The sequence below is a fragment of the Variovorax sp. NFACC27 genome, from assembly GCF_048301545.1.
In the GTDB taxonomy this organism is placed as follows: Bacteria; Pseudomonadota; Gammaproteobacteria; order Burkholderiales; family Burkholderiaceae_C; genus Variovorax; species Variovorax gossypii.
Genome location: NZ_CP157613.1, coordinates 2,128,174 through 2,143,986, shown reverse-complemented (window position 1 = coordinate 2,143,986; position 15,813 = coordinate 2,128,174). Strand labels below are relative to the sequence as shown.

Here is a 15,813-nt window from a genome sequence, read left to right as displayed (position 1 = left end):
CCGTTACCAGATCTGCTGCGACGCGGCATCCATCGCCGCCATGTACACCGACCGGTAAGGCTCAGCGAGGCTCACGAAGTGCACGAGCAGCGTGTCCCCGCTTGCGAGCAGGGGTGGCGTGTTGATGCTCAGGTTGTCCAGTACGCTGCCTTCGTCCAGCAGCCCTTCCTGCTTCAGCACCTCGTTGGTGTAGTACTGGTCGCCCATGCTGCTGTAGACACCCGACTTGTCGGCCACCTCACCGATGCGCGACCAGATGCGAGCCAGCAGTTCGAGGTTGCGCGGCGTATTGCGGAATCCCATCACGCCCGAATTGAACAGCCAGGCGCCCACGTCCTTGGCCAGCAGCAGGTCGCGCCCCTCCAGCAGGGGTTCGATCGGGCGGGACTGGTTGAAGAAAAGGACGTCTGCATCGACCCAGATCACCCAGTCGTGATCCGCCAGATGCTGCTGCAACAGCCAAGTCCGGACCCAGGAGCCGTTGATGCCCGGCCCGATCCCCTCAGGAATCTCGCGGTACACGTGGTACGCGTACCCGTGCCTTTCGCTGTAGCGGCGCACGTTGTGCTCGGACACCCTTGCGTAGGTTTCGACATGATGGGTGTAGAGCGTCACGAACGCGATGCGTGAGCCAGGATTGACGCTGCTCAGCGGCTCGTTGCCGAGCGCTGGGTACCGGGGCGGCTGCAGCACGGGCCGTCCGTGCATCAGGGCGCCGTTGACCTCCCGCACCAGCAAGGCTTGCAGGTGCGCGTCGTGCAGGATCTCGTCGCGCCATCCACCACCGGGCAATGGCGCCGGTGGCGAAGCCAGGTTGACCACGAAGACCCGCGCGTCATGCCATTGCGCAATGCGCCACGACACGTTGACGTAGATATCGGCCAGCACTCCGTTGCACTCGAGCAGCAGGCCCGCCGGACGAAGCCGCGCGGCTTCGTCGAGCCGGTCGGACTCCAGCGCGACGACATGACCCGCATCCACGATCAATTGGTGCAGCAGCGCGCGATTGACCTGGGTGTTGCGCACGACCATCATGTTCGTCATGGCCGGGCCGGGCTGCCCTTCAGGCCTCGGGCCTTCGACGACAAGCAGGTCGCGCCCCTGCATCAGGGCATCGACTGCCACGGGATGGAAGACCACGGAGTCGCCATCGAGGAACAACAGCCAGTCGCCTTCGGCAAGCGAACGCAGGTGCCGCAGGATCTGGCTGTACTTGGCACTGGCACGCAGCGCCGGATGAATCAGCCTGTCGCTCTCGACCCATTGGTGCGGATAGCCGAACAGGCGGCAGTAATGCGCGTGGTTGAGCAACACGGCCTCGTCCATGCGATGGAAGAGGCTGAGGCACAAGGGCATGACAGGCTTCGGGTCGGTTGGGCGGCTCTCAGACGTCCGCCATCCGCCTTGCATCGCGGTACGCGCGCGAAGCAACGAGCATCTGCCAATCGGGCGAAGCGCATTGCGGCAGCAGCGCCCGTCGGCGCGCTTCACTGCTCACGTCCGGCTGCCACCGGCCTGCGCGTGCGGCAGCCTCGAAACCTTCCAGGAATTCGTCGAGCAGGCGTCCATCGCCAATGCTCTGATTGCACAGCAACGCCATGTCGCACCCGGCCTCCAGCGCCGCCAGCGCCGCATCGGTAAAACTGAGCAGCTCGCCATCGATGTAGCGCCCCGCCTCCATGCTCAGGTCATCGCTGAACACCGCCCCATCGAAACCGAAGCGCTTTCGCAGGATCTCTCCGAGCCACTTCGACGAAAACCCCGCCGGCCGCTTGTCGACCTTCGGATAGATCACATGCGCCGGCATCACGGCCGCGAGCGAGCCCGACAGCCAGTCGTACGGCTTCGCGTCGTCGGCCAGGATGGCCTTGAGGCCGCGCTTGTCCACCGGGATCTCGACGTGCGAGTCGGCCTGCACGAAGCCGTGCCCCGGAAAGTGCTTGCCGCAGTTGCGCATGCCCATCTGCAGCATGCCGTGCATCACGCTCTTGGCCAGCAGCGCGACCACGCGCGGGTCGCGGTGGAAGCTGCGGTTGCCGATCACGCTGCTGCCGCCGTAGTCGAGGTCGAGCACCGGCGCGAAGCTGAAGTCGACGCCGCAGGCGCGCAGTTCGCCCGCGAGCACCTGCCCCACTGCCGTGGCGGCCTGGGTGGCGCGCATGGCGTCGCGCATCCAGAGCTCGCCGAGCGCGCGCATCGACGGCAGGTGGGTGAAGCCGTCGGTGCGAAAGCGCTGCACCCGTCCGCCCTCGTGGTCGACGCAGATCAGCATGTCGGGCCGGATCGATTTGATCTCGGCGTTGAGCGCGGTCATCTGCGCTCGGCTTTGCCAGTTGCGGGCGAAGTGGATCACGCCGCCGACGAGCGGGTCGGCGAGGCGGCGGCGGTCGGCGGCGGTGAGCTCGGTGCCCGCGACATCGACGATCAGCGGCGCGTGGGGGCGGTCGGCAGGCCCGGCGGTCATATCTTCTCCACCACCACGAAGCTCGCGGCGTATTCGGTTTCGTCGGTCACGGTCACGTGGGCGGTGAGGCCCTGGGCCTCGAACCAGTCCTTCAGGCCGCCATGCAGCACGATGACGGGCTTGCCGCTGCGCAGGTTGGCGATCTCGCACAGGCGCCAGCTCATGGGCATGCGCATGCCCAGCCCGATGGCCTTGCTGAAGGCCTCCTTGGCGGAGAAGCGGGTCGCCAGGTAGCTCAGGCCGCGCTTCGGCCAGCGCGCGCTGCGGGCCTGCCAGACCTTGAATTCGGCGTCGCTCAGCACCTTGCGGGCAAAGCGCTCGCCCTGGCGCTCGAAGGTCGCGGCGATGCGACGCAGGTCGCAGATGTCGGTGCCAATGCCGTAGATCATGCGGCGCCGGCGTTCATTGTTGTTGTTGCTGCTGTTGCTGCTGCTGGCGCGCCTCGGCGATGCAGCGCAGGTAGTCGCGCGTGGCGGCCGTGTAGCCGAGCTCGAGCGCGTCGGCGACGAAGGCATGGCCGATGGACACCTCCTGTACACCCGGCACGGTGCGCAGGAAGGCCGTGAGGTTGTCCCGGCTCAGGTCGTGCCCGGCATTGACGCCCAGGCCCGCCGCGATGGCGGCGCGCGCCGACTCGGCATAGCGTGCGAGCACTGCCTGCTCGTTCGGGGTGCCGCGAGAGGCCGCGTAGCCTTCGGTGTAGAGCTCGACCCGGTCGGCGCCCACGGCCTTGACGGCGGCCATCATCTCGGGAATCGGGTCCATGAACAGGCTGACGCGCACGCCCAGGGCCTTGGCTTCGGCGATCAGGGGGCGCAGACGCTCGGCGTCGTCGGGGAAGGTCCAGCCGTGGTCGCTGGTCGACTGGGTCTCGCTGTCGGGCACGAAGGTGGCCTGGTGCGGCTTCAGCGTGCGCACGAAGTCCATCAGGTTCTGGAAGGGATTGCCCTCGATGTTGAACTCGACGCCCGGCCAGTCCTTCGCGAGCAGCGCGGAAAGGTCGCTCACGTCGTGCGCGCGGATGTGGCGGGCGTCAGGGCGCGGGTGCACCGTGATGCCGTGCGCGCCGGCCGCCAGGCAGGCCTGCGCGGCCTTCACCACGCTTGGAATGCCCAGGTGGCGCGTGTTGCGCACCAGGGCGACCTTGTTGAGGTTGACGGACAGCGAGGTGGCGGCGGTGGTGCCGGCTTGGCCCGGAGTGCTCATAGTGCTTGCAGGTCTCTCATCATTTGCCGCGTGCGCAGCGTGGACACGCCGCAATGGTAGTTGAGCAGCGCGCGCAGCTGGTTTCTCAGGGCACTGTTGCCGCCGGCGCTCATGGTGGCAATTTCACGCAATGTGGCAGTAAATGGGGCGCGGTCGTCCAGCACGGCCTGCAGGGCGAGCCAGTCGGCACCGGCCAGCGCGGCCTCGTCGTCACCGGCCTGGCGCAGGCCGGCCTCGGGCACGAGGCTGTAGCGCTCTTCGGCGGCAAGCGGTTCCAGCGTGAGGGTCTGGGCGTCGAGCGAGGGCAGCAGGCCGACTTCGCGCAGCAGCAGCAGTTCGAAAGCCCGCAGCGCGGCCGCCTGGGTCGCGGCCTGGGCGCCGGCGTGTTCGCTCGCGAGCACCTGCACGACCCCGGCGTAGGCGTCGAACAACGCCTCATGGGCATCGTCCCGCGCCAGCAGGCGCAGCAGCAGCTCGTTGACGTAGTAGCCCGACAGCAGCGCCTCGCCGGTCGGCATGACGTGCCCGCCCATCCATTCGGCGCCCTTGAGCGTGCGGATCTCGGCGTCGCCGCCGTAGTTGACCTGCAGGGGCTGCAGCGGCAGCAGCACCGGCCGGAAGTTGGAGCTCGGCCGCTTCGCCCCCTTGGCCACGAGCGCAATGCGCCCGTGGTGGCGGGTGAAGACTTCGAGGATCAGGCTCGACTCGCTCCAGTCGTAGCGGTGGAGGACGTAAGCCGGCTCGTGCGAAACGCGGTGGGTGGCCATGTCAGAACGCAATGAGGCATCGAGGTTTGAGGCCGGCAAAAGCTGCGGGACCGGCTTTGCCTGGCCGCGGGCGTTGCCCCCGGCAAAGGGGATTGGCGGCTACGCGAAGCGAGCAAGCCTGGGGGTTTGCCTATTCATTCATAGCCGAACGAGCGGACGCGGGCTTCGTCGTCGGCCCAGCCCGAGCGCACCTTCACCCACAGCTCGAGGAACACCTTGGCGTCGGCCAGCTTCTCGAGCTCGACGCGGGTTTCCATGCCGATGCGCTTGATGCGCTCGCCCTTGTCGCCGATCACCATGGCCTTGTGGCCATCGCGCTCGACCACGATGGTGGCGGCGATGCGCAGCAGGCGCTTCTGGCCCTTCTTCTGCGGCGGCTCCTCCTCGAACTTGTCGATGACGACGGTCGAGGTGTAGGGCAGCTCGTCGCCGGTGAGGCGGAACAGCTTCTCGCGCACCAGCTCGCCGGCGAGGAACTTCTCGCTGCGGTCGGTCAGCTCGTCCTCGTCGTAGAACCAGGGTTGCTCGGGCAGGTATTTCTCGCAGATGCCGAACAGGCGCTCGACGTCCTTCGGGTTCTTGGCCGACATCGGCACGTATTCGGCGAACTCGTGCTTCTCCTGCATGCTCTTGAGCCAGGGCGCGATGTCGCCGCGACGGTGCACGTTGTCCAGCTTGTTGGCCAGCAGCACCGTGGGAATGCCCTTGCCGAGCAGCTTGAGCACGCGCTCGTCGGCCTGCGTGAAGCTGCCGGCCTCGACCACGAACAGGATCAGGTCCACGTCGCCGACCGCGCCCTGCACGGTCTTGTTGAGCGACTTGTTCAGCGCGTTGGCATGCAGGGTCTGGAAGCCCGGCGTGTCGACGAACACGTACTGGGTGGCGCCCAGCGTGCGCATGCCGGTGATGCGGTGGCGCGTGGTCTGCGCCTTGCGCGAGGTGATGCTGATCTTCTGGCCGACCAGCGCATTGAGCAGCGTCGACTTGCCCACGTTGGGCTTGCCGACGATGGCGATGAGGCCGCAGTGCTGGGGACCAGCGGCGCCCTCGCCGCTTGCGGCGTCTTCGGGTTCCGCTACGGGATTGATAGCATCGTTCATTCTGATTTCACGCGGCGCCGCGTGCCTTGAGCCGGATCAACATGGCAGCGGCCGCCGCCTGCTCGCCGGCGCGGCGCGAGCCGCCGATGCCGCGTTCGCGAAAGCCCAGCTCGGGCACTTCGCACTCGACATCGAAAGTCTGCTTGTGTGCCGCGCCCAATGTGGCGGCCACGCGGTACACCGGCAGCTTCATTTTGTGACCCTGCAGCCATTCCTGCAATTCGGTCTTGGGGTCCTTGGCCGCGGCTTCCATGCGCGGGTTGATCTCGACCGACTCGTAGAGCCGGTGCACCAGCGCCTGGGCAGCGGCAAAGCCGGCATCCAGATACACCGCGCCGATCAACGCCTCGAGCGCGTCGGCCAGGATCGATGGCCGGTTCGGGCCGCCCGAGCGGGCCTCACCTTCGCCGAGCCGCAGCAGCGGCGACAGCGCCAGCCCCACCGCCAGGCGGTGCAGGGTGTCCTGCTTGACGAGGTTGGCCCGCACGCGCGACAGGTCGCCCTCTGGCAGGGCCGACAGGCGCATGTACAGCAGGTGCGATACCGCCAGGTTCAGCACCGAGTCGCCGAGGAACTCGAGGCGCTCGTTGTGGTCGGCCGAGAAGCTGCGGTGCGTGAGCGCGAGCTGCAGCAGCCGCGGATCGGAGAAGGTGTGCTGCAGGCGCGCCTGCAATGCGGCGAGGCTGCCGTCCACCTTTTTAGGCGCCGTGTTCAGCGGGATTCGCCCTTGTACTTGAGCGTCAGGTAGGCCGGGCCGAAGAGCGGAATCTCGCGCTCGTACGAGTACGACACGACCACTTTGTCGCCGACCTTCTTGATTTCGAGGTCCTTGCCGCTGACCGACTTGAAGTCGTCGATGGCCTGGGCGCGATCGAAGATGGCGCGCACCTCGGGCACGGTCGTGCCTTCCTTGGCCTTGTTGGCGGCCTTGTCGATGGCCTGCCACTCGATCAGCGTCGGGATGACCTGCGCGATGACCACGCCCAGGCACCCGAGCACGGCCGCGACGAACACCAAGCCGATGAACGAAATGCCACGTTGCTGCGCAGCCCTGCTGCGAACGGACCGATGTGCTCTCATGCCCTCATACCCCTCGAACTATGCTTGCCGATGAATGCTTGTTTATTGAAACGGACCGATGCGTCCCAGGTCGCCGAAGTTCATCCAGACGAAGAAAGCCTTGCCCACGACGTTCTTGTCCGGCACGAAGCCCCAGAAACGCGAGTCGGCCGAATTATCGCGGTTGTCGCCCATCATGAAATAGCTGCCGGGGGGTACTTTGCAGACCACCCCTTCGGCCGTGTAGCGGCAGTTCTCGATGCCCGGGAAGTTGAAGCCACCGGCGCCGGGAATGAACGACGGCGTGGTTTCGTCGTTGAGGATCTTGTGCTCCTTGTCGCCCAGCTTCTCGTCGTACTGCTTGAGCAGGCGCATCGACTCGCTGTCGAGGTAGTCGGCGGCCGGCGCCTTGGAAACCGGCTGGCCGTTGATCGTGAGCTTCTTGTTCAGGTAGGCCACCTCGTCGCCGGGAATGCCGACCACGCGCTTGATGTAGTCCATGCTCGGCTTGGGCGGGTAGCGGAACACCACCACGTCGCCGCGCGCCAGCGGCGTGCCTTCGGTGATCTTGGTGTTGACGACCGGCAGGCGCAGGCCGTAGGTGAACTTGTTGACCAGGATCAGGTCGCCGGTCAGCAGCGTGGGCATCATCGAGCCCGACGGGATCTTGAAAGGCTCGTAGAGGAACGAGCGCAGCAGGAACACCACCAGGATCACCGGGAACAGGCCGGCGGTCCAGTCGAGCCACCAGGGCTGCATCAGCAGGCGCTCGCTCGCCTTCGCATCGGCCGTGTCGACCTGCTTGATGCCCTGCTCGGCCAGGCGCGCATTGCGGTCGATCAGCGAGGACTCCAGCTTTGCGGCCGCCTGCTCGCGACGGGGCAGGAAGTAGAAGCGCTCGGCCAGCCAGTAGATGCCGGTGACAACCGTGGCAACGAACAACAGCAAGGCGAAGTTGCCTTCGATCATGTTGAAGTACCAGGCGCCGACATAGGCGGCGAAGGCCGCGAGGACCAGGGAGGTGATGAATGCCATTTTTCGATCAGTCTTCGACTTGCAGAATGGCGAGGAAGGCCTCTTGCGGGACCTCGACGGAGCCGATCTGCTTCATTCTTTTCTTGCCCGCCTTCTGCTTCTCGAGCAGCTTCTTCTTGCGGGTGATGTCGCCGCCGTAGCACTTCGCCAGAACGTTCTTGCGAAGGGCCTTGATTGTCTCACGCGCAATGATGTTGACCCCGATGGCGGCCTGGATCGCCACGTCGAACATCTGCCGCGAAATGATCTCGCGCATCTTCGAAGCCACCGCCCGGCCGCGGTACTGCGACTGGGAACGATGCACGATGATCGACAGCGCGTCGACCTTGTCGCCGTTGAGCAGGATGTCGACCTTCACCACGTCGGAGGCGCGGTACTCCTTGAACTCGTAGTCCATCGAGGCGTAGCCGCGGCTCACCGATTTGAGCTTGTCGAAGAAGTCGAGCACGATCTCGCCGAGCGGCATCTCGTAGGTCAGCATGACCTGGCGGCCATGGTAGGCCATGTTCATCTGCACGCCGCGCTTCTGGTTGGCCAGCGTCATGACGGAGCCCACGTATTCCTGCGGCATGTACAGGTGCACGGTGACGATCGGCTCGCGGATTTCCGCCATCTTGCCCACGTCGGGCATCTTGGACGGGTTCTCGACCATGATCACTTCGCCGTCGTTCTTGACCACCTGGTAGACCACGCTCGGCGCGGTCGTGATCAGGTCCTGGTCGAACTCGCGCTCCAGGCGCTCCTGCACGATTTCCATGTGCAGCAGGCCGAGGAAGCCGCAGCGGAAGCCGAAGCCGAGCGCCTGGCTCACCTCGGGCTCATAGTGCAGCGAGGAGTCGTTGAGCTTGAGCTTTTCCAGCGCGTCGCGCAGCGAGTCGTACTCGCTGGCTTCGGTCGGGTAGAGACCCGCAAACACCTGCGGCTGGATTTCCTTGAAGCCCGGCAGAGGCTCGCTGGCGGTGGCGACCGCACCGCCGGTGCCAGCGCGGATCAGCGTGACGGTGTCGCCGACCTTCGCTGCCTGCAGCTCCTTGATGCCGGCGATGATGAAGCCCACCTCGCCCGCTTCGAGGGACTGGCGCGGCTCGGTATGGGGCGTGAACACGCCGAGGTTGTCGGCGTTGTACGTTGCGCCCGAAGCCATCATCTTGATGCGCTCGCCCTTGGCGAGGCGGCCGTCGACCACGCGCACCAGCATGACGACGCCGACATAGGCATCGAACCAGCTGTCGATAATCATCGCGCGCAGCGCTGCATCGGGATTGCCGCGCGGCGGAGGCACCTTGGCGACGATCGCCTCGAGGATCTCGTCGATGCCCATGCCGGTCTTCGCGGAACAGGGAATCGCATCGGACGCGTCGATGCCGATCACGTCCTCGATCTCCGCCTTCGCGTTGTCGGGGTCGGCCTGCGGCAGGTCCATCTTGTTGAGCACCGGCACCACTTCGACACCGAGATCGAGTGCGGTGTAGCAGTTGGCCACCGTCTGCGCTTCGACGCCTTGCGATGCATCGACGACGAGCAGCGCGCCTTCGCATGCGGACAGCGAGCGGCTCACTTCATACGAGAAGTCGACGTGACCCGGCGTGTCGATCAGATTGAGGTTGTAGACCTTCCCGTCGAGCGCCTTGTAGTGCAGCGCAGCCGTCTGCGCCTTGATGGTTATCCCACGCTCTTTTTCGATGTCCATCGAGTCGAGAACCTGCGCTTCCATCTCGCGCTCCGCGAGGCCGCCGCAACGCTGGATCAAACGGTCTGCGAGCGTCGACTTGCCATGGTCGATGTGCGCAATGATCGAAAAATTTCTGATGTGATTCATCAACGGGAACGCTTAAGTACTTGAATTGGCTCGTACGCAGAGTGCTACAGGCAAGAAAAAAGGGCGCGTCTTCTGGAGACGCGCCCTGAACCAACAAGCAATGGCAACTGCAGTAGTTGGAGCTTCATTGTAGGCAAAAAGGGAAGCGCGTACATCCGGGAACGGGGTCCAAAGGGGTCGTTGCAGGTCCACAACATCAAAGATATGAACAGGTTATCAACAGGATCGGTGAAGCAGTTACTGAACAACTTGTGGGCGATCTGTGGAGCACCGGTGGACTGCTATCTGACATCTCGCATGGTGAAGGTCGGGCGACTCCTTATGCGCCGACCAGCCGCCGAGAGTGCCCTATTCTACCGAAATCCGTCCTTAGCCCTTCTGAAAGTTAGTAATCGCAAACAAAAACCGGCATTTTCGAGGCCTATGATTTTTTTAGAGGCCGGCGTCGGAACGTCGTAAACACCTCAAAAAAACGGCCCCAAACCCGACTGCCGGGTGGGGCCACTTGACGCCAGGGCCGGATCAGCGTGTCTGCCGGATCAGCGCGTACTGCGCCCAATCGCCGCGGCGGAACAGGATGCTGAGCGACTTGCTCTTGTCGGACTTGGCAACGGCGGACTCGAATTCGCGCGCATTCGACACGTCGGTATTGCCAACCGCCATGATGATGTCGCCCTCGCGCAGACCCGCACGGGCCGCGGCTTCACTGGCGGCATCGACCTTCACGCCGCCCTTCACCTTCAGCTCCTTCTTCTGTGCATCGGTGAGGTCGCTCACGGTCAGGCCCAGCGACTTGGCGGCGGCGGATGCCGGCGGCTTCTGCGCCTGCTCGTCACGATCGCTCGCACGCTTGCTTGGCTTGTCGGGCTCGATCTCGGCAATGGTCACGCTGAGATCGCGCGAGGCGCCACGGCGGAACACCGTGAGCGTGCTCTTGGTGCCCGGCTTGGTGTTGCCCACCAGGCGCGGCAGGTCGCTCGGCTTCTCGATGGGCTTGCCATCGAACTTGGTGATGACGTCGCCCGGCTCGACACCGGCCTTCTCGCCCGGCGAACCGGCCTCTACGCCGCGCACCAGCGCGCCCTGCCCCTTGCCCAGGCCGATGGCCTCGGCCACGTCCTTGGTGACCTGGTCGATCTGCACGCCGATGCGGCCACGCGAGACGCGGCCCGAGGTGCGCAACTGGTCGCTCACGCGGATCGCCTCGTCGATCGGGATCGAGAACGAGATGCCCATGAAGCCACCCGAGCGCGAGTAGATCTGGCTGTTGATGCCGACCACCTCGCCGCGCATGTTGATCAGCGGGCCGCCGGAGTTGCCGGGATTGATGGCCACGTCCGTCTGGATGAACGGCAGGTATTCGCCGGTGTCGCGCTGCTTGGCGCTCACGATGCCGGCAGTGACGGTGTTCTCGAGGCCGAAGGGAGAGCCGATGGCCATCACCCACTCGCCCACGCGCAGCTTGGAGATGTCGCCGACCTTCACCGCGGGCAGCCCGGTCGCCTCGATCTTGACGACGGCGACGTCGGTGCGCTTGTCGGCACCGACGATCTTTGCCTTGAACTCGCGCTTGTCCGGCAGCGTGACCAGCACCTCGGACGCGTCCTCGACCACGTGCGCGTTGGTCATCACATAGCCGTCGGGCGTGAGGATGAAGCCGGAGCCAACGCCGCGCGGGCGCTCTTCCTCCTGAGGCTGCGGACGATTCTGGCGCGGTCCCTGCCGCGGCTGGCCCGGCAGGGGCTGACCGAAGAAGCGGCGGAAGAACTCCTGCATTTCCTCGTCCATCTCGCCGTTGCCGCCGCGCTGCGCGACCTTCTCCACGGTACGGATGTTGACCACGGAAGGGCCGACCTGATCGACCAGATCGGTGAAGTCGGGCAGCGTGCGTGTCTGCGCGTGGACCGGCTCGACCGGAAGGAAAGTGGCGCCAGCCGTCAGGGCGAGCGCGAAAGCCAGCAGACCGGAACGAAGCTTGTGTCCCTCGACTTTGAAGATCATCGGTTTTCTTTCAAAAGAACAGAGCGGCTGAAAAACAAGTGCTATGAGTCTGCGCCGAGTGCTTGGTTCAGCGCAATCGGCGCCCGTGCGATCTGCCTGCCGGCGAATCAGCGCGTTCGCGCGAGGCTCTGGGCGAATGCATTGAGCGTCTGCTGCGGCACCTCGCCGACTGCCGTCAGCCACCAGTCGCTGGCCGGCTCGGGCAGGCGACGGCGGATGGCGTTGGTCGCGCCGATGGTCAGCACGCCGTCACGCGGCGCGCGCGCCGGGTCGTAGCGTTCGATGAAGAGCGACACCGAAGCGAGTCCGTCGGAGAAGGTCCACTGGACCGTGGCCGCATCCTGCTTCGACTTGCCGCCGCCGTCATCACCCGCCACAGGGCGACGGAAGAAGCTTCGGGGCTTGAAGCCGGCCACGGGCGTGCGCAGGGTCCAGCCTTCGTCCTGCGCGTTGCTGCGCTCCAGTTCGAGCTTCTCGATGCGGTAGCCCGACGTGTTGGACATCATCTGGGCGAGCGCCTGCGCCTTCACCGGCGCGTCGAGCTGCAGCTCGGAAAACGCCGACTGCTCGACCACGCGGGAATCGCTGTCGACGGTCTGCAGCTTCACCACCAGGCCGGAGCGGCGCTCGCTCCAGATACGGTAGCCGAAGCGCAGCCCGTCATGAGGCACCAGCTGCACCACGTCGGCATCGAAGCCGGCGACACGGTCCTTGCCGATCGCGCGCACGTCGTAGAAATCGCCGATGGACGAATCGGGCTTGTCCGGCAGGTTCGGGAAGAGATCGAGGTTCTCGCGCTTCTCGACCTTCACCACCTTGGCCTCCGGCAGGAAGGTCATGACGTTGCGGTTGCGCCGGAAGGTCGAACGCGGCGGCCCCGACAGAGCCTCGATGCGCTCGATCTGGTGCTCGCCGTCGCGCACATGCCAGATGCGCGCGCTCGACAGATCCCCGCCCGGCGCCGACACGACGAAGGTGCCCACGTAGTTGCGCTGCCGTGCGCCGGTGTGCATGCGCTGCAGCCACTCGGTCACGCTCATCGCCGGCGGCTCGTCCGTCTGCGCCGTTGCCGCGCTCTTCGCATTCGCAGTGCCCGAGCGGGTCTGCGCAGTGGCAGCCTGCGCCAAGCAGAAAGCGGCAAACACAAGCACGAAGGCGCGTGCGGAGATCGGCATCGGAACGGTCATTACGGGCGGCTACGGGTGCGCGCGCTCAGCGCGTCGGGCCCTCGAAAGTGGCATTGCGCAGGAAGCCGGAAGGCATTTGCGAGGCACCGCCAGCCTGCTGGTGCGCTTCGAGAAGTTGATCGAGACGGGGATCACGCAGCATCACCTGCGGGTTGCCGTTGCCCACGATCACGCGCGTCGGGGTCAGCGTATTGCTCGCCGCCTGCGGACCATTGACCGCAGCCGCAGCCAGCACCGAATTGACGGCCGGCTGCTGTTGCTGCTGGACGGAAGCCAGCTGCGCACTGCCCTGTTGCACGGCCGAGCCATTGCCGACCAGAGTCCAGCTGATGGCGGCAACGGCCATCAGCGATGCTGCGCCCGCCACCAGCTTCCAGCGGAACACCGGCTCGTTCGCCGCTTCCGCCCTGCGCTGCACGGGCACCGCCACCGGCACTGCGACGGGCTCCGATACCGGAGTCACCATCACCGGCTCCGCTGCCAGCCGCTGCTGGAAGCGCGCCAGGAACGCGGAGGTGTCGCTGCACGGCGAATGGGAACCGGAACGCAGCACGTCGCCCACCACGTGGTAGGCCTGCCAGGTCGCGCGCGATTCGCCTTCGGCGCAGACAGCGTCGATCGCCTGCGCGAACGCCTCGCCCTGCAAATGACCATCCGCAAGTGCGGACACCTGTTCCCGAACCGTCATCGTCTGATTCATTTCATTCACCTGCTTACTTACCAACGCTTGCCGGACTGGTTGTCCAGCAACGGCTTGACCCTGGCCGAAATGGCCTCGCGCGCCCGGAAAATACGCGAACGCACCGTGCCGATGGGGCAATCCATGACCTCGGCAATCTCTTCGTAACTCATGCCCTCGATTTCGCGCAGCGTGACCGCCTGCCGCAGCTCGGCGGGGAGCGCTTCCATGGCTGCCTCGACGGCACCGGCGATTTCGTTCGCCGCCATGACCGATTCGGGGGTTTCGTCGCTGGTTGGTTCGTTTCCAGGACGGTAAGTTTCATCATCGTCCTCGGAAGAAGGCCTCAGGGCCGCCTCGGAGACAGTCGGATCGCGCTTCATGTCCACCAGCGCCTTCTTGGCGGTGTTGACGGCGATCCGGTAGAGCCAGGTGTAGAACTGCGCCTCGCCGCGGAACTGGTGCAGGGCCCGGTATGCGCGAATGAAGGTTTCCTGCGCGATGTCCTCGATCAGGTCGACATCGCGCACCATCCGCCCGATCAGGCGTTCGATGCGGCGCTGGTACTTGATGACCAGCAGCTCGAACGCCTTCTGGTCCCCGGCGACCGTGCGCTGGACCAGCTGGAAGTCGACCTCGCCCGGACGCGGCGCCACGGCGGGCGCGTCGGTCAGGCCGGAATCCGGCGGCACGGGCGGGGAAGTGGTCATCGACGAAGGTTCAGGGCGCGTCGGCCGGAGCGGTCGCACGCCAGGTGTCGGCCGCGGGTGCCGCGGACGGGGGGCGCGAATATACCGCGCGGCGCAGGTCGCGCCAGCGCTCCGGCATGGCCCGCTGCTCGATCCAGATCCAGCGGCGGGCACGCCCCGGCTCGTTGAGCCGCACCAGCATCAGGGACTGGAAATCGAGCGCCACAAATATCCGGGCGGCATGTACGGCGCGAGTGGCACGGCCACCCGTCAGCGACCAGTAGAGGCCGTCGAAATGCAGGACGCCCGCACCCTCCTGCCGCAGACCGAAGCCCGCAGCCACACCCGCGAAACCGACACTGAGAACCAGCAGCAGCTGGCGCCATCCGACGCTATCGAAGAGATAGCAGGATGCGCCTGCACAGATGGCCCCAAGGGCCCAGAGAACGACAAGAATCCGGGTCGCGCCACGCGAGCGCCCCACCGGGTAGGTCACCGACGGCGCGCTGTGCATGGCGAAGCAATGCTCAAGCGCGCTTGAACACCAGCGTACCGTTGGTGCCGCCGAAGCCGAAGTTGTTCTTGACCGCGACGTCGATCTTCAGATCGCGCGCCTCGTTGGCGCAGTAGTCGAGATCGCACTCCGGATCCTGATTGAAGATGTTGATGGTCGGCGGGCTCTTCTGCTCGTGCAGCGCCATCACCGTGAACACCGATTCGATGCCGCCCGCGCCGCCCAGCAGGTGGCCGGTCATGGACTTGGTCGAATTGACGACGAGCTTCTTCGCGTGATCGCCGAACGCCAGCTTGACCGCATTGGTCTCGTTGACGTCGCCGATCTGCGTGGAAGTGCCGTGCGCGTTCAGGTATTGCACCTGGTCGGCGTTGACGCCTGCGTTCGACAGCGCCATGGCCATCGAACGGCGCGGGCCGTCGACGTCGGGCGCGGTCATGTGATACGCATCGCCCGTCAGGCCGAAGCCGGCGACTTCGGCGTAGATCTTGGCGCCGCGCGCCTTGGCGTGTTCGTACTCCTCGAGCACCAGCACGCCGGCGCCCTCGCCCAGCACGAAGCCGTCGCGGTCCTTGTCCCACGGGCGCGAGGCCGTTGCGGGATCGTCGTTGCGGGTGCTGAGCGCACGGGGCGCGGTGAAGCCGCCGATGCCGAGCGGGGAGATGGTCGACTCGGCGCCGCCGGCGATCATCACGTCGGCGTCGCCGTATTCGATCATGCGCGCCGAGGTGCCGATGGCATGCAGGCCGGTGGTGCAGGCGGTCACGACCGCGATGTTCGGCCCCTTGAAGCCGTACTTGATCGAGACATGACCCGAGATCATGTTGATGATCGAAGCCGGCACGAAGAACGGCGACACGCGACGCGGGCCGCGGTTCATCAGTTCACCGTGCGTTTCCTCGATCATCGGCAGGCCGCCGATGCCGGAGCCGATGTTGCATCCGATGCGCACGGCCTCTTCATAGGAAAGCGCTTCGCCGGTCGGCAGTCCGCTGTCCTGCACCGCCTGGATGGCGGCGGCAAGCCCCAGATGAATGAAGCGGTCCATGTGACGCGCTTCCTTCTCCGAGATGTATTGGGTGATGTCGAAACCCTTGACCTCACCTGCGAACTTGCAGGCGAAGGCGCTTGCATCGAACGCGGTAATGTTCGCAATGCCCGACTTCCCGGCCAACAGGTTGGCCCAGGATTCGGTTACGGAGTTTCCGACAGGAGCGATGCAACCGAGTCCGGTAACGACGACGCGGCGTTTGGTCATGCCGGCAAACCTTTCTGGAAGCGCTGAACAGTTGC

At 65.6% G+C, this 15,813-nt stretch carries 16 protein-coding genes; all 16 read right to left on the bottom strand.

All coding sequences use genetic code 11. From position 1 onward, the window contains the following. Positions 1-3: 3 nt before the first annotated feature. The 16 genes from ABL840_RS10180 to fabF all read right to left on the bottom strand — a co-directional run bounded on the left by ABL840_RS10180 (position 4) and on the right by fabF (position 15,778). A complete protein-coding gene (locus ABL840_RS10180; protein ID WP_093305639.1) occupies positions 4-1,356 on the bottom strand; it encodes a galactosyl transferase GMA12/MNN10 family protein in 1,353 nt (450 codons plus the stop codon). Positions 1,357-1,384: 28 nt separating this feature from the next. Next, a complete protein-coding gene (nagZ, locus tag ABL840_RS10175) occupies positions 1,385-2,464 on the bottom strand; it encodes a beta-N-acetylhexosaminidase (RefSeq protein WP_093305641.1) in 1,080 nt (359 codons plus the stop codon). Beyond that, positions 2,461-2,853, bottom strand: coding sequence for a holo-ACP synthase (gene acpS, locus ABL840_RS10170; protein ID WP_093205005.1), 393 nt, complete (start codon positions 2,851-2,853; stop codon positions 2,461-2,463). The genes nagZ and acpS overlap by 4 nt, the downstream gene beginning before the upstream one ends. 13 nt (positions 2,854-2,866) lie before the next feature. Next, a complete protein-coding gene (locus ABL840_RS10165) occupies positions 2,867-3,670 on the bottom strand; it encodes a pyridoxine 5'-phosphate synthase (protein ID WP_093305643.1) in 804 nt (267 codons plus the stop codon). Then, entirely contained in the window at positions 3,667-4,437 is a 771-nt protein-coding gene (gene recO / locus ABL840_RS10160; RefSeq protein ID WP_093205010.1) for a DNA repair protein RecO, read from the bottom strand. The genes ABL840_RS10165 and recO overlap by 4 nt, the downstream gene beginning before the upstream one ends. Positions 4,438-4,571: 134 nt before the next feature. Beyond that, entirely contained in the window at positions 4,572-5,537 is a 966-nt protein-coding gene (gene era, locus ABL840_RS10155; RefSeq protein ID WP_093205013.1) for a GTPase Era, read from the bottom strand. A 7-nt stretch (positions 5,538-5,544) separates the two neighbouring features. Then, positions 5,545-6,231 (bottom strand): ribonuclease III, encoded by a 687-nt coding sequence (gene rnc, locus ABL840_RS10150; protein ID WP_093205016.1) that lies wholly within the window; start codon positions 6,229-6,231, stop codon positions 5,545-5,547. Between the two features lie 17 nt (positions 6,232-6,248). Beyond that, positions 6,249-6,617 (bottom strand): DUF4845 domain-containing protein, encoded by a 369-nt coding sequence (locus ABL840_RS10145; RefSeq protein WP_093205019.1) that lies wholly within the window; start codon positions 6,615-6,617, stop codon positions 6,249-6,251. Between the two features lie 42 nt (positions 6,618-6,659). Continuing rightward, the gene (gene lepB, locus ABL840_RS10140) at positions 6,660-7,631 is read right to left on the bottom strand and encodes a signal peptidase I (RefSeq protein ID WP_093205021.1); all 972 of its coding nucleotides are present in this window, start codon (positions 7,629-7,631) and stop codon (positions 6,660-6,662) included. A 7-nt stretch (positions 7,632-7,638) separates the two neighbouring features. Next, the gene (lepA, locus tag ABL840_RS10135) at positions 7,639-9,450 is read right to left on the bottom strand and encodes a translation elongation factor 4 (protein ID WP_093305645.1); all 1,812 of its coding nucleotides are present in this window, start codon (positions 9,448-9,450) and stop codon (positions 7,639-7,641) included. Between the two features lie 522 nt (positions 9,451-9,972). Next, positions 9,973-11,451, bottom strand: a complete 1,479-nt coding sequence (locus ABL840_RS10130; protein WP_093305647.1) for a DegQ family serine endoprotease — start codon at positions 11,449-11,451, stop codon at positions 9,973-9,975. 107 nt (positions 11,452-11,558) lie between these two features. Beyond that, positions 11,559-12,638: a MucB/RseB C-terminal domain-containing protein gene (locus tag ABL840_RS10125; RefSeq protein WP_093305649.1), complete on the bottom strand. Its 1,080-nt coding sequence runs from the start codon at positions 12,636-12,638 to the stop codon at positions 11,559-11,561. A gap of 25 nt (positions 12,639-12,663) precedes the next feature. Next, positions 12,664-13,338 (bottom strand): sigma-E factor negative regulatory protein, encoded by a 675-nt coding sequence (locus ABL840_RS10120; RefSeq protein ID WP_093305651.1) that lies wholly within the window; start codon positions 13,336-13,338, stop codon positions 12,664-12,666. A 17-nt stretch (positions 13,339-13,355) separates the two neighbouring features. Continuing rightward, positions 13,356-14,027, bottom strand: a complete 672-nt coding sequence (gene rpoE, locus ABL840_RS10115) for an RNA polymerase sigma factor RpoE (RefSeq protein ID WP_093205035.1) — start codon at positions 14,025-14,027, stop codon at positions 13,356-13,358. 10 nt (positions 14,028-14,037) lie between these two features. Continuing rightward, positions 14,038-14,520 carry a hypothetical protein gene (locus tag ABL840_RS10110; protein WP_093305653.1) on the bottom strand — a complete coding sequence of 161 codons (483 nt, stop codon included), beginning with the start codon at positions 14,518-14,520 and terminating at the stop codon, positions 14,038-14,040. Between the two features lie 13 nt (positions 14,521-14,533). Next, complete coding sequence (fabF, locus tag ABL840_RS10105) at positions 14,534-15,778, bottom strand: beta-ketoacyl-ACP synthase II (protein WP_093305655.1); 1,245 nt, start codon at positions 15,776-15,778, stop codon at positions 14,534-14,536. Positions 15,779-15,813 lie beyond the last annotated feature (35 nt).

Excerpts from the sequence above, each read along its gene's own strand:
- recO (WP_093205010.1), bottom strand. The coding sequence starts at position 4,437 with ATGGCCACCCACCGCGTTTCGCACGAGCCGGCTTACGTCCTCCACCGC.
- lepB (WP_093205021.1), bottom strand. The coding sequence starts at position 7,631 with ATGGCATTCATCACCTCCCTGGTCCTCGCGGCCTTCGCCGCCTATGTC.
- acpS (WP_093205005.1), bottom strand. The coding sequence starts at position 2,853 with ATGATCTACGGCATTGGCACCGACATCTGCGACCTGCGTCGCATCGCC.
- ABL840_RS10145 (WP_093205019.1), bottom strand. The coding sequence starts at position 6,617 with ATGAGAGCACATCGGTCCGTTCGCAGCAGGGCTGCGCAGCAACGTGGC.
- ABL840_RS10125 (WP_093305649.1), bottom strand. The coding sequence starts at position 12,638 with ATGACCGTTCCGATGCCGATCTCCGCACGCGCCTTCGTGCTTGTGTTT.
- era (WP_093205013.1), bottom strand. The coding sequence starts at position 5,537 with ATGAACGATGCTATCAATCCCGTAGCGGAACCCGAAGACGCCGCAAGC.
- ABL840_RS10165 (WP_093305643.1), bottom strand. The coding sequence starts at position 3,670 with ATGAGCACTCCGGGCCAAGCCGGCACCACCGCCGCCACCTCGCTGTCC.
- ABL840_RS10110 (WP_093305653.1), bottom strand. The coding sequence starts at position 14,520 with ATGCACAGCGCGCCGTCGGTGACCTACCCGGTGGGGCGCTCGCGTGGC.
- lepA (WP_093305645.1), bottom strand. The coding sequence starts at position 9,450 with ATGAATCACATCAGAAATTTTTCGATCATTGCGCACATCGACCATGGC.
- fabF (WP_093305655.1), bottom strand. The coding sequence starts at position 15,778 with ATGACCAAACGCCGCGTCGTCGTTACCGGACTCGGTTGCATCGCTCCT.
- ABL840_RS10180 (WP_093305639.1), bottom strand. The coding sequence starts at position 1,356 with ATGCCCTTGTGCCTCAGCCTCTTCCATCGCATGGACGAGGCCGTGTTG.
- rpoE (WP_093205035.1), bottom strand. The coding sequence starts at position 14,027 with ATGACCACTTCCCCGCCCGTGCCGCCGGATTCCGGCCTGACCGACGCG.
- nagZ (WP_093305641.1), bottom strand. The coding sequence starts at position 2,464 with ATGACCGCCGGGCCTGCCGACCGCCCCCACGCGCCGCTGATCGTCGAT.
- ABL840_RS10120 (WP_093305651.1), bottom strand. The coding sequence starts at position 13,338 with ATGAATCAGACGATGACGGTTCGGGAACAGGTGTCCGCACTTGCGGAT.
- ABL840_RS10130 (WP_093305647.1), bottom strand. The coding sequence starts at position 11,451 with ATGATCTTCAAAGTCGAGGGACACAAGCTTCGTTCCGGTCTGCTGGCT.